This window comes from Aeromonas sp. QDB56 (assembly GCF_027705505.1).
In the GTDB taxonomy this organism is placed as follows: Bacteria; Pseudomonadota; Gammaproteobacteria; order Enterobacterales; family Aeromonadaceae; genus Aeromonas; species Aeromonas caviae.
Genome location: NZ_JAPDBZ010000028.1, coordinates 1 through 15,058 on the forward strand (window position 1 = coordinate 1; position 15,058 = coordinate 15,058).

Genomic DNA, 15,058 nt, shown 5'->3' on the forward strand with positions numbered 1-15,058 from the left:
CTCAGAAGTGAAACGCTGTAGCGCCGATGGTAGTGTGGCATTCGCCATGCGAGAGTAGGACACTGCCAGGCACCCAATTAAACAGTGATGTGAAGAATCACATGGCTGGCTGCGAGGATGACACCTCACAAACAAGCAGCAAAAGATTTAGCGAAAGCTAACCGAATGCGGAGCGGTAGTTCAGTCGGTTAGAATACCGGCCTGTCACGCCGGGGGTCGCGGGTTCGAGTCCCGTCCGCTCCGCCACTAAATTGAAAGGCCTTCCCTATTGGGAAGGCCTTTTTGCTACCTGACATTTACCCAGTCTCTCATCCTCAGTAGCAGGTAGCTTGGTTGGGTTATCACCCATCCCTACGGCAATCTCCGCCCTATAGAATGGCATTCACGCTTCATTCGTGGTCACACATATAGACAGTTCAGGGATGACTCAACAATCTGCCTGGCGGAGCAGAAGCCAGTGGCCATTGTTACCTGGAATCAGTCGCCAGGAGCACTCTGGCTGGTTGGCCGCGGCTGATCTGCTGCGCTCTGAGGGCCTAGTGGATATCGCTGAGTATAGATGAGGGAGGGCGGAGGAAAGGCAAGGAGCGCTACTGTGGCTGCCTCTGGTGGGTATACAAACAGGTTATCAGTGATGCAGATGGCGTGATGTAGGCAGGATCGCTCAGGCTGATTCCATTTTCTGTTGTGTCGCGGGCATGGGGTGCACAAAAGAAAAGGGGACAGCAGATGCTGTCCCCTCAAGTCATTTCGTCCATTCCCTGAACTGCCATGCTCCCTGCAATCCTTGACGCTATCCTTTCCTTTGGAAATTCCCCTTCCCAATCCGTTGGGGTGTCCTGTGGCCTTCCTAGCCTGGCAATCTGTCCTGATTGCTTCACCCTCTCCTTCCTGGAGGTGTCCATTACCACATCCCGTGGTGTTCCTGCGTCATCCTGACTGATAACCATCCTGGCTATCACGCTTCATCTTGAAGCTGTTCCTGACCGCGTCTTGCGGTGTCCTTTCATCCTTGATGAGCGACAATCCGTGCCACTCAACCTCATCCCGAGGTATCCAACTACCGCATCCTGCGGTTGTCCTGTCGATCCTTGTGATAACCATCCTGGCTATCAACCCCATCCCGAGGTGTTCCTTGCCCACATCCTGCAGGCTATTCCTTGTTTATGCGCTGTTTCTGCATCCTGCCGAATCAGCTCGTCCTTGTGAGACCCATACTAAGGCAATTGCAGGCTCGAACAAGGTGTGCATTCGGCTTGGGTTCCGTGACTCGCGGTGCAGAAATGGATTGGTGTGGGATATTGTTCATTATTATCAATGCGTTAGTTAGTTTCTGTGGAAAGCATACCCAGTGCGGGATGGCTTCACGTACGGTTCAACACTGAGGGGTCTTACAGGAGGAATGGCAGATCTCTTACAAGCAGAAATCGGTAGGAAAACGATGGTACAGCCGCTTCAATCAGGGGTGTAAGAGTTCAAAATTAATTGAATACTTATGCTTTAAAAGTAGACAAAAGCCGAGATAAATCTCGGCTTTGTATTGTCTGCTGGTTTCTTTAGCTGACCCTTGTCCCAGGAGTCGGGTAGGCCTTGCGCAGTGATTCGGGTGCAAGCACCTCCAGGTTGCCGCTCATGTTGTTCAGCCAGGAGCGGAACTCGGGCGTATCCTGCACTTCGGTCTCCACCACCACGCTGCGCTTGTCGTAACGGGTCATACGCGGGTTATGCCCCGGGATTTGTCCATCGATCAGGGTCGGGCAGTTGGCATCGATGCGCCCGACGAAGCGGATCGGACCGCTGACGTCCTGATAACCCTGGTCGCGGATCAGCTTCTGGATATTGAAGTCCTTCGGCTGGGTCGCGCTGAAGTTGGTCAACTCCACGTTCTTGATGTGATCGAACGGAATGCCGTAGACCTTGGGATCCAGCTCGGACAGGGTACAGAGCAGGATGGGGCCATCGGGCTGGTTCAGGATGCCGAGGGGATTGATTCGGTCATAGCAGAGCCAGACAGTACGCTCCTTGATGACACGCTGGATCTCGGCGCTGAATTTGCGGCCACGCCAGAGGGCGTCGCGGATCAGGGTGCTGCGGCGGATCTCCGGATTGCCGGCGAAGGGGCGAGGTGACTGGTGCACGCTCTCCAGCCAGCGCTCGGCCAGTTCGCTCTGGCTGTCGCGGATCACCTGACCAGCCTTGTCGATCAGCGGGTTCAATTCGGTCAGCACGCTTGCCGGCAACAGTTGGCTCGCCTGGTCGCTCCAGGTTTTCAGGGCCACTGCCAGCGAGAGCGGCATGATGTTGGCAAAGTCATTGAGACCATGGCGCTCGAAGCACCAGCCATGAGGCTTGCTGCGCTCATCGGAGGTGAGGTCGAACAGTCCCATGCCGGACATCTCTTCCAGGTCCCGTTGCACGGTACGGAGACTGACGTGAATGCCTTCCTCTTCCAGTTTTACCTGGAGTTGGCTGGCGGTCAGCTTGTAAGGGCGGTGCGGGATGCAACGCGCCAAGGTCAGTTGTCGTAACAGCTTCTTACTCATGGTGCATGCCTTCACTGGTTTAGCGTTGAGTGTATCCTAGCCATGGCCTGCGACAGTCTATGTCGCAAGTTTTGCTGCGACAACTGTCGCCATTTTCATACATGAATAATCAAGTCATTGATAAATAAAACAAAACAATAAGGAAGAGGGGTTGTTTGAGCCCTTTTTTTCTTGAAAACAAGCCTTGCGAGGATGCTCGCGACCAGGGTGACAGGAAGGAAATGGAAGCAGTAAGGAGGGGGAGGTGGGAAGGAGGTGGGGGACGGGCCCCCACCTCGACACGTCGTTATGCCAGCCAGGACCAGGCTGATTTGGTGATGGCTGCGCCCACCATGTAGCCGAATACTGCGAGAGCGGCCACTCCGGCCACCAGCTTCTGACCGCGGGCAGGGCGCTTGAGCGCCATGACGCCCAGGCCGATGTAGATCACCAGGGCAATCAGCTTGGCCATCAACCAGGGCTGCTGGCCAGGGCTCATCTGCAGGGTCACCGCCAGCAGCACGCCAAACAGCAGCAGGAAGGTGTCGTTGATGTGGGGCAGCACCTTCAACCATTTCTGTTGCAGCCGCCCGCTGCCCGCCAGCGCCAGGCTCCAGCGGTAGAGGAAGAGCAGCAGGCTGACCAGGGCCAGGGTCATGTGAAGGTGTTTGAGCATGGGGTAATAGGCAATCATGTTGCTTCCTTGTCGTTGTCGGGCAGACCGCTGTTCCATTGATGGGCGTGGGTACGCTCCTGTCCTTCCTGATCGTCTTGCAGCAGGTCGGAGAGGATGTCGCGGTATTGCAGGCTCTTGTTGATATAGGTGTGCTCGTCGTCCAGGTAGTTGACCTGTTCCCGCAGCAGCCGATTGTCATACTGCTTGAACATCTGCCCCGCACGCCAGGCCTGATTGGCCCTGAATCCCAAGAGGGTGAGTGCTTCTACCCCAAGATCCACGGCCGACCCCAGGGTTTCGCGGTGCACGCTGTCTATCCCGTGGCGCAGGATCTCGTGGGCATGGGGTCTGTCCTGGGCACGGGCCAGTATTCTGAGGTGCGGGAAGTGCTTTTTCACCATCTCGATCACTTCGAGGGAGGTGGCCGGGTCATTGAGGGAGAGCACCAGCAGTTTGGCCTTGTGGGCGCCGGCCGCGTGCAGCAGGTCGAGTCGGCTGGCATCCCCATAAAACACCTGGTAGCCGTACTTTCTCAGCATCTCTATCTGGCTGGCATCCTGCTCGAGTATGGTGGTGCCAATACCATGGCCGTGGAGCAGACGCCCCACTATCTGACCGAAGCGACCGAAGCCGGCGATGATGACCGGGTGTTCCACCAGCTCGGGCTGTTCGTGTTCGGGGGTGTCGCTCTGGTTGCGGTAGTCGAACCAGGGCTGGATCACCCGATCGTTGAGGATAAGCAGCAGCGGTGTCAGCGCCATGGAGAGGGCGACGACCAGAGTCAGCAGTGAGATGGTGCTGCCCGGCAGTACCTTGTTCTGGGCGGCGAACGAGAACAGCACGAAGGCGAACTCCCCGCCTTGGGCCAGGGCCAGGGCGAAGGTCCAGCGCTGGTTAGGGGAGAGGCGAATGACAAAGCCGAGCCCCATCAGCACCAGCCACTTGAGCACCATCAGACCGATCACCAGTGCCGGGATCAACAGGGGATGGGCGGCAAAGAGGCTGAAGTCGATGCCGGCACCCACCGACATGAAGAAGAGGCCGAGCAGCAACCCCTTGAACGGCTCAATGTCCGCTTCCAGCTCGTGGCGGTATTCGCTGTCCGCCAGCACCACGCCGGCGAGGAAGGAGCCGAGGGCGGGGGAGAGGCCGACGGATTCCATCAGCACGGCGATGGCGATCACCAGCAGCAGGGCGGCAGCGACGAAGATCTCCCGCATGTGGGACTGGGCGATGGCGCGAAACACCGGCCGCATCAGGTAATGACCACCCAGCACGATGCCGGCGATGGCGGCCACCACCAGCAGGCCGTGCTGCCAGCCTGCCAGCTCTGAGCTGCCGCTGCTGGCGACCGGTGCGATGGCCAGCAACGGCAGGATCGCCAGGATGGGGATGACGGCGATGTCCTGGAACAGCAGCACGGCGAAAGCGGAGCGGCCGCTTTCGCTCTGCATCAGTTTGCGCTCCTGCAGGCTCTGCAGCACGATGGCGGTGGAGGAGAGCGCAAGAATGAGACCGATGGCGAGCCCCTGCTGCCAGGGCAGACCCAAAAGATAACCCACCCCGGTCAGGGCGACACTGGTGAGCAGTACCTGCAGACCACCGGTGCCGAGGATGGGCCCTTTCAGTTGCCACAACAGGGCCGGGCGCAGCTCCAGACCGACCAGAAACAGCATCAGCACCACCCCGAACTCGGCGAAGTGCATCACGTCTTTCTGCTCGCCCACCAGACCAAGCAGGAAGGGACCTATGATGATCCCCGCCAGCAGGTAGCCAAGGACGGAGCCCAGCCCCCACCGCTTGGCCAGCGGGACGGCGATCACCGCCGCCGAGAGGTAGATCAGGGCATCAAACAGCAATCCATGTCCCATCAGCGGCTCCTCCTTAACATGATGAATGCCGGTGAGGGCTGGCCGGGCCTGCGCCCGGATCGAGTGTGTGTCATGGGAGTACCCCCAGCAGATCGCGCAGATAGGGGCTCTCGGCCAGCTGGGCCGGGGTCAGCTGTTCGTCACGCAGGGCGCACAGCAGTTGGCGATAGTCCTGGCCGCAGCGGCGCAGCGCCTCGGGATCCTCGAGCTTGTGGAAAGAGTGCAGCACGAAAGGGGGCAGCCAGCGCATGCCGCACAGCTGTGCGGTCTGCTGGAAGGGGAGCAGGAAGTCGAGCAGCGGGCGCTGGTTGTAGCCGGCGCGGCAGTAGGATTCGGGGCCGCCCCCCGTGGTGATGGCGCTGAGCCACTGCTTGCCGTTGAGGGCATGGGCCTCGGGGCCGTAGGCATAGCCGTACTCCAGCACCAGGTCCATCCACTCTTTCATGATGGCCGGGCAGGAGTACCAGTAGAAGGGGTGCTGGAAGACGATGATGTCGTGCTCCGCCAGCAGGGCCTGTTCCCGTTTCACGTTGATGAACATGTCCGGATAGCGCTGGCAGAGATCGTGCAGGGTGATCCCCTCCAGCCCCTCGATGGCGTGCAGCAGTTGTTTGTTGGCCCGGGAACTCTGCAGCGCCGGGTGTGAAAAGATGACCAGAATGCGTTTCATGGGATTCCTGAAGAGGGTCTGCTGCCGGCACATGCGACAGACTGTGAGCTGAAACGTTATCGAGAAGCTCCCTGGCCCGCCAGTTCCGGGATCAGTGCGCGCAGCGCCGGATTCAGGGTCTGGTGGGCGGGGTAGCAGAGGCCGATGCGGCGGAACATCCGGGGGCCGCTCACGGGCAGGGTGCACAGGCCCGCTTCGTCCTCCACCAGCCCGTCGGGCAGGAAGCTGATGCCCACTCCGGCCAGCACCAGCGCCATCACCAGCCCCTTGCTCTCGGCCTTGGCCACCAGATTGAGGGTGAGCCGGTCACAGGCCAGCAGGCCTATGGTTTGCTGATGGGCTTCGCAGGGGGGACACTCAATGAAATCATGGTGTTGCAACTCAGCCAGCTCGATCCTCTCGCGACTGGCAAGGGGATGGTCGACCGGGACGCAGAGCACATAGTCCTCTTCCCAGAGCGGCAGGAAGATCTCGTCCTCCCGGCGCAGGGCATCCAGGGTCAGCCGGCAGTCGGCCGGGGTGCCGTAATCGGAGAGGGTGAGATCCAGCTCGGGCAGCACCCCCTGCACCCGCCGAAGCAATCCCGCCAGCCGACGGCGGCTGAGGTCGGGCATGATGGCCATGTTGAGTCTCGCACGCGTCGCCTTCTGGCGAAACAGAGTCGGCAGGCGACGCGCCTCTTCCACCAGCTTGACGGCGTGGGGATAGAGATAGTGGGCCGGATCCTTCGCTTCCACCCCCTTCTTGCCCCGGATGAGGAGGCTGTCCCCCAGGCTCTCTTCGAGCTGGCGAAGGCCGGCGGAGAGGGAGGGTTGGCTCACGTGGCAGCGGGCTGCCGCCGCCGTGATGTTCTTCTCTTCATAGATGGCGATGAAGAAGCGCAGCAATCTCAGGTCCAGCATGGGGATACCATAGTTAATTCAGATGATAACCAGCGGAAAACTATATTTATCGCCGATGGATGTAGCGACTATAGTGACTGGGTCCCGTGCTGGCCAGCCCTTGTTTGACGCCCATTTCAACGCATCAGAAGGAAAACTCCATGTCCAAGTCCCTCGTGGTGATCACCGGCGCGTCCGCCGGGATCGGTGCCGCCATTGCCCGCGTCTTCTCCACCGCCGGCCATCCGCTGCTGTTGCTGGCCCGCCGGGTCGAGCCCATGCAGGCGCTGAACCTGCCCGATACCCTCTGCATCGGGGTCGATGTCACCGACACCGCCGCCATGAAGGCCGCCGTGGCGCAGGCGGAGGCGCAATTCGGCCCGGTGGGATGTCTTGTCAACAATGCCGGCGTCATGCTGCTGGGACAGGCCGACGTGCAGGATCCAGCCGAGTGGCAGCAGATGCTCAACATCAACGTGATGGGGGTTCTGAATGGCGTGCATGCGGTACTGGCCGGCATGAAGGCCCGCCGCAGCGGCACCATCATCAACATCAGCTCCATCGCCGGTCGCAAGACCTTCCCGAACCATGCCGCTTACTGCGCCACCAAGTTCGCTGTCCACGCCCTGACCGAGAACATCCGGGAAGAGGTGGCCGATGTCGGCGTGCGGATGGTGACCATTGCTCCGGGCGCGGTGGAGACCGAGTTGCTCAGCCACACCACGGACGAGAGCATCAAGGCGGGCTATCACGACTGGAAGGATCAGATGGGAGGCGTCATTGCACCCGAGGTGATCGCCGACGCCGTGCTCTACGCCTGGCACCAGCCGGCCAACGTCTGCGTGCGGGAGATCGTGCTGGCGGCCACCCGTCAGCAACCCTGATGCAGACGGGGGAGGGGTTGACCCTCCCCCTGGGCCAAGGGTTACCATAGGCCCTCTTTCGTCAATGAGTCGTCTCATGGTCCTGACCCGTCGCCAACTCGCTCGCGCCCGCCGCTGGCTCCCCCTGTGGAGTCTGGTGCTGGTGCTGATGTCGTTTGGCAGCCGTGCGGCCACCGATCTCTGTACCCTGACGCCCCATTGCAGCCAGAGCGAGCGTACCCTGGAAAAAGCCATGCCCTGCGGCAGCTTCACCTCGGCGCTCGCCATGACGGTGCTCACCAGCGACAGCCTGACGGTTGCCCGGCTTGAGCCCGACAGGCCGACATTCCTCTCTCCCTCTCTGTTCATGCCGGAGGCGCCCCTGGAGCGTCTCGAGCGTCCGCCCCGTCACCACGGCTGAGTCGAGTTTCCCTTTCCGGGCATTTCTTCTTAACCGAGGTGAGATATGTACAAGTCCCTGTTACTGGCCGTGCTGGCCGGTACCGTCAGTTTTTCTGCTCTGGCAACCGGGCAGATGACCGTCTACAAGTCCCAGTATTGCGGTTGCTGCAAGACCTGGATCAAGCACATGAAAGAGAACGGCTTTGAGGTCAAGGTCGTGGAAACCGAGCAGCTTGACCCGATCAAGCAGCAGCATGGCATCACCCCGCAGCTGGCCTCCTGCCACACCGGGGTGGTGAACGGCTATGTGGTGGAGGGGCATGTGCCCGCTGCCGACGTGCAGAAGCTGCTCAAGGAAAAACCGGCGATCCGCGGTCTGACCATTCCGGGGATGCCCCAGAGTGCGCCGGGCATGGATATTCCGGGCCAGCCCTATCAGGTGCTGAGCATCAGTGACGAGGGCGCGACCAAAGTCTGGTCGAGCTACCCCGGCTGATGGATGCTGACCGTGAGCAGACACACTTCCATCATGTGAGGCACACCTGAGCGAACCCGTGTCGCTCACGGTCAGGGAGGAGGGCCGCCATCGCGAGATGGCGGCCCTTTTTCGTCGATTTGGGGGGGAATGTCCGGGGAGCCCTTGCAACCCCGGGCGACAAGGGGCAGATTGATCGCCAATTTTTATTTTCTCAGGGACGCTTTTCCCACTGCCTGCCGGTGTGCCGTCTGGATGCGTGCAGCACCAGCGGGAGGGGCGGCCCTGTGACAGCGCAAAGGATGCGACATGTTCACCTTTTCCCGGGGGTTGCTGCTGGCTTGCCTGCTTGCTGCGCCCTGTTCCCATGCCAACGAAGAGTCCGCCATGCCTACACGCGATACTTCCACCCAGCCTGTCATTGTCCCCCCGGTGGCTGCCAAGCACCCCCATACCCTGAAAAAACACGGGGACACGCGCGTCGACAACTACTACTGGCTGCGTGACGACGAGCGGCAGAAGCCCGAGGTGCTGGACTATCTCAAGGCAGAGAATGCCTACACCGAGGCCATGCTTGCACCGATCAAGCCGCTGCGCGAGCAGCTCTACAAGGAGATGGTGGCCCGCATTCCCCAGCAGGACGAGTCTGTCCCCTACGTGAAGAACGGCTACCGCTATCAGACCCGTTACGAGCCGGGCAAGGAGTACGCCATCTACTCCCGCAGCAAGGTGGAAGGGGACGGGGCGCCCGCCCTGCTGCTGGATGGCAACCAGCGCGCCGAAGGCCACGAGTTCTATGCCCTGGGGGCGCTCGAGGTGAGCCGCAACAACCGCTGGCTGGCGGTGGCGGAAGATTATCTCTCCCGCCGTCAATACAGGATCCAGTTCCTCGATCTGGAGAGCGGCGCCTGGGCCGCCGACACCCTCGAGAACACCTCCGGCAACCTGGTGTGGGCCAACGACAGCAAGACGGTCTTCTATGTGCGCAAGCACCCCAAGACCCTGCTGCCCTACCAGGTCTATCGCCACGAGCTGGGCACGGATCCCGCGAAGGATACCCTGGTCTACGAGGAGAAGGACGACTCCTTCTATGTGAGCCTCTACGCCACCACCTCGGAAGATTTCATCGTCATCTCCCTCTCCAGCACCACCACCAGCGAGGCGCGCCTCATTGATGCCAATGTGCCGGGCCAGACGCCACGCCTGTTCCTGCCCCGTCAGGTGGATCACGAATACAGCCTGGATCACTACCGCGGTCGCTTCTATGTGCGCTCCAACAAGGACGGCAAGAACTTCGGCCTCTATGAGACCAAGGAGAGCCCGGTGGATCGCTGGAAGGCGGTGATCGCCCCCAATCCGGACGTGCTGCTGGAGAGCTATGCCCTGTTCAGGGACTGGCTGGTGCTGGAGGAGCGCAGCCAGGGGTTGACCCGGTTGCGTCAGGTCAACTGGCAGAGCGGCGAACAGAAGGAGATCGCCTTCGACGATCCCGCCTATGTCACCTGGCTTGCCTACAACCCGGAGCCGGACACCAGCGCCCTGCGCTATGGCTACTCCTCCATGACCACGCCGTCCTCCACCTATGAGCTCGACATGGACAGCGGCAAGCGGACTCTGCTCAAGCAGCAGCCGGTGGCGGGCTTCGTGCCTGCGCAATATGCCAGCGAGCGGCTCTGGATCACCGCCCGTGACGGCGTGGCCGTGCCGGTGTCGCTGGTCTATCGCAAGGACAAGTTCAAGAAGGCAGGGGGTGGTGCAGGCACCAATCCCCTGCTGGTCTACGGCTATGGCTCCTACGGCGCCAGCATGGACCCGGACTTCAGCAGCTCACGCCTGAGCCTGCTGGACCGGGGCTTCGTCTACGCCATCGCCCATATCCGGGGTGGCGAGGAGCTGGGCCGCACCTGGTATGAAGAGGGCAAGCTGCTCAAGAAGCAGAACACCTTCAACGACTTCATCGACGTGACCGAGGCGTTGGTGGCGCAAGGCTACGGCGCCAGGGATCAGGTCTATGCCATGGGAGGCAGCGCCGGCGGCCTGCTGATGGGGGCCGTCATCAACCAGGCGCCCCAGCTCTATCGCGGCGTGGTGGCCCAGGTGCCCTTCGTCGACGTGGTCACCACCATGCTGGACGAGTCCATTCCCCTCACCACAGGGGAGTATGACGAGTGGGGTAACCCGAACCAGAAGCGCTACTACGACTACATGAAGGCCTACAGCCCCTACGATCAGGTCAAGGCCCAGGCCTACCCGAATCTGCTGGTGACCACGGGGCTGCACGACTCCCAGGTGCAGTACTGGGAGCCGGCCAAGTGGGTGGCCAAGCTGCGTGAGCTGAAGACGGACGACAACCAGTTGCTGCTCAGCACCGACATGGAGGCCGGTCATGGCGGCAAGTCGGGCCGTTTCAAGGCCTATGAGGACATCGCCCTGGAGTTCGCCTTCATTCTGGAGCTGGCCGGCAGCAAGGCGTGATGGCCGGGCCCAAATGAAATCAGCTTGTTACCAAACCCCATTCCGGCAGCCCCGGATCGGGGTTTTTGCATCTTGGCGACAAAAGCGTCATTAACGTCGTGTTTATGCTGTTCAGTAAGCACTTCGCAATATAACGGACCAGGTTTCTAATCCTTGCCAGTCAAGGGTTGCGAAAGAATCTGGGCGTGCTTTTTATTGCTTCCCTTTGATAGTTCATGTAATTAATCTGCCCTTGAGAAATGAATGATCCGCTTCAAACTTCTCGCTATTTAAATCCGCCATTTTGCTGTTTTGTTTGATTTATGTTGGTATTATGTGCTTAATCGGAGCGTTAATGCTTTTGAACTGACCCGTTTCTGGTCAGATCACCTCCGATCGGCATGACGCTGATTATCTCACCGCAGGATGATGGTGGCTTTTGGAAGGGCGCGTGCCGCTCGACCATTTCCTCGTACGAGGTCGTATAGGCGAACCCAGTCTTGATGCGGGTCTGTCTCATATTCTCCCGGGAAACGGGTGAAATAAATCAATGAAAAGGATGAAGAACATGAAAGGATTATCCTTGGCGTGCGCCTTGTCGGCGGCTCTGGTCGGTGTGTCGTTTGGTGGTCCGGTGCAAGCGCAGGAGCGCTTCGTGACCATAGGCACCGGCGGTCAGACCGGCGTCTACTACGTGGCGGGCCAGTCCATCTGCCGCTTCCTCAACCGCGGCGCCGCCGATCACCAGATCAAGTGCAACGCCCCGGCCAGTGGCGGCGGTGTTGCCAACGTCAACGGCATCCGCTCCGGCGAATTCAACTTCGGCATCATGCAGTCCGACCACCAGTACAAGGCGATGAAGGGCGTCGAGCCGTTCAAGGCCGAAGGTCCGATGGATGACATCCGCGCCGTCTTCTCCCTGCAGAGCGAAGTGTTCACCATCCTGGCCCGCAAGGACGCCAAGGTAGCCAGCTTCGACGACCTGAAGGGCAAGCGCGTCAACATCGGCAACCCGGGTTCCGGTCAGCGTGACACCTTTGAAGAGATCATGGCCGTGAAGGGCTGGGACAAATCCGCCTTCAGCCTGGTTTCCGAACTGAAACCCGCCGAGCAGGCCTCTGCCCTGGGTGACAACAACATCGACGCCATGAGCTACTTCGTCGGCCACCCGAACGGCGCCATCCAGGAAGCCTCCACCACCACGGACACCGTGCTGGTGCCGGTCACCGGCCCCGAAATCGACAAGCTGCTGGCCGAGAAGAGCTACTACAGCAAGGCCGAGATCCCGGGTGGTCTCTACAAGGGCAGCCCGAACCCGACTCCGTCCATCGGTGGCAAGGCGGTGCTCTCCACCAGCGCCAAGGCTGACCCGGAAGTGGTCTACCAGCTGGTCAAGTCCGTGTTCGACAACCTGGACCGTTTCAAGCGCCTGCACCCGGCCTTCGCGGATCTGAAGGAAGCCGACATGATCAAGGTGGGTCTCTCCGCTCCGCTGCATGAAGGCGCTGTGCGTTACTACAAGGAACGTGGCTGGATGTAATCCGGCTGCGTCTTCGGATGTGCCCCGGACTCGCTCCTCCTTCGGGGGAGCGAGTCTCATTTATTGCAGTACCTACAGAGTCACACTATGCAGCAAACACAACAACAAGAGGCGTTCTCGGCCGAGGAGCTGATCGCCCAGGACGTCGGCGCCAGGCTGCCCGTCGGCCCCATGAGCTGGATCATCGCGGGTCTTGCGCTGATCTGGTCCCTGTTCCAGCTCTGGATTGCCTCGCCGCTGCCCTTCTCCCTCGGCATCGGCGTCCTCAACGACACTGAAACACGCTCGATTCACCTGGCCTTCGCCATCCTGCTCGCCTACCTGGTGTTCCCCGCCATGCGCAGCTCGCCGCGAGACAGGGTTCCCCTTGCTGACATCGCCCTCGGCCTCGTCGGTGCCGCCGTCGCCAGCTATCTGTTCGTGATGTACCAGGAGCTTGCCCAGCGTCCCGGCAACCTGACCACCATGGACTTCGCGGTGGCCTGCGTCGGCATCCCGCTCCTGCTGGAAGCGGCCCGCCGCGCCCTGGGCCCGGCCCTGGCGGTCATCGCCATCGTCTTCCTGGCCTACAGCCTGGCCGGTCCCTGGATGCCTTCCCTGCTGGCCCACCGCGGGGTGAGCCTGCATGCGCTGGCCAACCACCAGTGGATCACCACCGAAGGGGTGTTCGGCATCGCCCTTGGGGTCTCCACCAGCTTCGTCTTCCTGTTCGTGCTGTTTGGCGCCCTGCTCGAGCGCGCCGGTGCGGGCCACTACTTCATCCAGCTCGCCTTCAGCCTGCTGGGTCACCTGCGCGGCGGCCCGGCCAAGGCGGCTGTGGTCGCCTCGGCCCTGACCGGCGTCATCTCCGGCTCCTCCATCGCCAACGTGGTGACCACGGGCACCTTCACCATCCCCATGATGAAACGGGTCGGTTTCTCCAAGGAGAAGGCCGGCGCGGTGGAAGTGGCCTCTTCGGTCAACGGCCAGATCATGCCGCCGGTCATGGGGGCTGCGGCCTTCCTGATGGTGGAATACGTGGGCATCCCCTATGTGGAGATCATCAAGCACGCCTTCCTGCCGGCGGCCATCTCCTACATCGCCCTGCTCTACATCGTGCACCTCGAGGCGCTCAAGCTCGGGATGCAGCCCATCGGCAACCGTCAGCCGCGCCCCTGGCTGCGTCGCCTGACCGGCTTCGCCTTCGGTGCCGCCCTCATCAGCGGCCTCTCCATGGCGGTCTACTACGGTCTGGGCTGGCTCAAGCCGGTACTGGGTGACTATGCCCTGCCGGGGATCAGCGTGCTGCTGGCCGTCGCCTATCTCGGACTGCTGAAGATCGCCGCGAGCAACGCGCCGCTGCCGGCGGAAGACCCGGACAAGCCGCTGGACGAGCTGCCCGAGACCCGCGCCGTGCTGCTCTCCGGCCTGCACTTCCTGCTGCCCGTGGTGGTGCTGGTGTGGTGTCTGATGGTGGAGCGCCTCTCCCCCGGCCTGTCGGCCTTCTGGGGTTCGGTGATGCTCATCATCATCCTGCTGACCCAGCGACCACTGCTGAACTGGCTGCGCACCGACGGCAAGCATGACTACGGCTCCTTCACCGATGGCGTGGTGGACCTGCGCGAGGGGCTGATTGCCGGTGCCCGCAACATGATCGGCATCGGCATTGCCACCGCCACTGCCGGTATCATCGTCGGGGCCGTCTCCCAGACCGGCGTCGGCCTGGTACTGGCGGATCTGGTGGAGTTCCTCTCCATGGGTAACCTGCTGCTCATGCTGATCCTCACCGCGCTGCTGAGCCTGATCCTCGGCATGGGGTTGCCGACCACCGCCAACTACATAGTGGTATCGAGCCTGCTGGCGCCGGTGATCGTCACCCTGGGGCAGCAGAACGGCCTGATAGTGCCGCTCATCGCGGTGCACCTGTTCGTCTTCTACTTCGGCATCATGGCGGATGTGACCCCGCCGGTGGGGCTGGCCTCGTTCGCCGCGGCCGCCGTCTCCAAGGGCGACCCCATCAAGACCGGGATCACGGCGTTCTACTATAGCCTGCGTACCGCGGCGCTGCCGTTCCTGTTCATCTTCAACACCGATCTGCTGCTCATCAACGTGGACTTCGCCCACGGCGTACTGATCTTCATCGTGGCCACCATCGCCATGCTGATCTTCGCTGCCGCCACCCAGGGCTTCTTCCTGGTGAAGAGCCGCTGGTACGAGAGCGTGCTGCTGCTGCTGGTGGCTTTCACCCTGTTCCGTCCTGGCTTCTGGATGGATCTGCTGCACGACCCGTATCGCGACACCGCCCCGGCCGAGCTGGTCCAGACCATAGGGCAGGTGGAGGCCGAAAGCACCCTGCGCCTGCGCATGGAAGGGGAAGATGCGGTGGGCAAGTTGCGCCGCTTCACCGTGCTGCTGCCGGTGCCTTCGGGCGTCAGTGGTGAGGACCGTCTGGCCAAGCTGGGGATCCAGACCTATGAGCAGGACGGCAAGATCCTGATCGACACCGTCACCTTCGGCAGCCAGGCCGCCGATCTGGGGCTGGAGATGGATCAGCAGATCCTGAGCGTCAAGGCGCCCACCGAGCGCTGGCCCAAGGAGCTGATGTGGCTGCCGGGCTTCCTGCTGTTCGGGGCCGTGGTCTGGCTGCAACGCCGCCGGGTCGCTCGACCCTGATCATCACCCAATAAAAAACGGCGCCTTCGGGCGCCGTTTTTTATGCTGGGCT

At 61.4% G+C, this 15,058-nt stretch carries 11 protein-coding genes and 1 tRNA gene; 7 read left to right on the top strand and 5 right to left on the bottom strand.

Annotated features, from left to right (window positions below):
- The first annotated feature begins 169 nt into the window (after positions 1-169).
- Positions 170-246, top strand: a tRNA-Asp gene (locus OKB81_RS06770).
- A 1,310-nt stretch (positions 247-1,556) separates the two neighbouring features.
- Here OKB81_RS06770 and OKB81_RS06775 read toward each other — a convergent pair.
- The 5 genes from OKB81_RS06775 to OKB81_RS06795 all read right to left on the bottom strand — a co-directional run bounded on the left by OKB81_RS06775 (position 1,557) and on the right by OKB81_RS06795 (position 6,641).
- The gene (locus tag OKB81_RS06775; RefSeq protein ID WP_029313511.1) at positions 1,557-2,543 is read right to left on the bottom strand and encodes a helix-turn-helix transcriptional regulator; all 987 of its coding nucleotides are present in this window, start codon (positions 2,541-2,543) and stop codon (positions 1,557-1,559) included.
- 286 nt (positions 2,544-2,829) lie between these two features.
- Positions 2,830-3,216 (bottom strand): SirB2 family protein, encoded by a 387-nt coding sequence (locus OKB81_RS06780; RefSeq protein ID WP_039040394.1) that lies wholly within the window; start codon positions 3,214-3,216, stop codon positions 2,830-2,832.
- Positions 3,213-5,069: a monovalent cation:proton antiporter-2 (CPA2) family protein gene (locus tag OKB81_RS06785; protein WP_010672573.1), complete on the bottom strand. Its 1,857-nt coding sequence runs from the start codon at positions 5,067-5,069 to the stop codon at positions 3,213-3,215. Before OKB81_RS06785 ends, OKB81_RS06780 begins: the two co-directional genes overlap by 4 nt.
- A 70-nt stretch (positions 5,070-5,139) precedes the next feature.
- Entirely contained in the window at positions 5,140-5,739 is a 600-nt protein-coding gene (locus OKB81_RS06790) for an NAD(P)H-dependent oxidoreductase (protein ID WP_041212184.1), read from the bottom strand.
- A gap of 56 nt (positions 5,740-5,795) precedes the next feature.
- Positions 5,796-6,641, bottom strand: a complete 846-nt coding sequence (locus tag OKB81_RS06795; RefSeq protein WP_160838417.1) for a LysR family transcriptional regulator — start codon at positions 6,639-6,641, stop codon at positions 5,796-5,798.
- A gap of 140 nt (positions 6,642-6,781) precedes the next feature.
- Here OKB81_RS06795 and OKB81_RS06800 point away from each other — a divergent pair, with 140 nt between their 5' ends.
- From OKB81_RS06800 to OKB81_RS06825, 6 genes are all read left to right on the top strand, one after another.
- A complete protein-coding gene (locus tag OKB81_RS06800; protein ID WP_160838415.1) occupies positions 6,782-7,504 on the top strand; it encodes an SDR family oxidoreductase in 723 nt (240 codons plus the stop codon).
- A gap of 76 nt (positions 7,505-7,580) precedes the next feature.
- The gene (locus OKB81_RS06805; protein WP_039040397.1) at positions 7,581-7,904 is read left to right on the top strand and encodes a hypothetical protein; all 324 of its coding nucleotides are present in this window, start codon (positions 7,581-7,583) and stop codon (positions 7,902-7,904) included.
- A 45-nt stretch (positions 7,905-7,949) separates the two neighbouring features.
- Positions 7,950-8,381, top strand: coding sequence for a DUF411 domain-containing protein (locus OKB81_RS06810; protein WP_160838413.1), 432 nt, complete (start codon positions 7,950-7,952; stop codon positions 8,379-8,381).
- A 288-nt stretch (positions 8,382-8,669) separates the two neighbouring features.
- Complete coding sequence (locus OKB81_RS06815; RefSeq protein WP_161646811.1) at positions 8,670-10,835, top strand: S9 family peptidase; 2,166 nt, start codon at positions 8,670-8,672, stop codon at positions 10,833-10,835.
- 547 nt (positions 10,836-11,382) lie between these two features.
- The gene (locus OKB81_RS06820; protein WP_045523000.1) at positions 11,383-12,354 is read left to right on the top strand and encodes a TAXI family TRAP transporter solute-binding subunit; all 972 of its coding nucleotides are present in this window, start codon (positions 11,383-11,385) and stop codon (positions 12,352-12,354) included.
- An 87-nt stretch (positions 12,355-12,441) separates the two neighbouring features.
- Positions 12,442-15,006 (top strand): TRAP transporter permease, encoded by a 2,565-nt coding sequence (locus OKB81_RS06825; RefSeq protein ID WP_160838409.1) that lies wholly within the window; start codon positions 12,442-12,444, stop codon positions 15,004-15,006.
- The last annotated feature ends 52 nt before the right edge of the window (positions 15,007-15,058 follow it).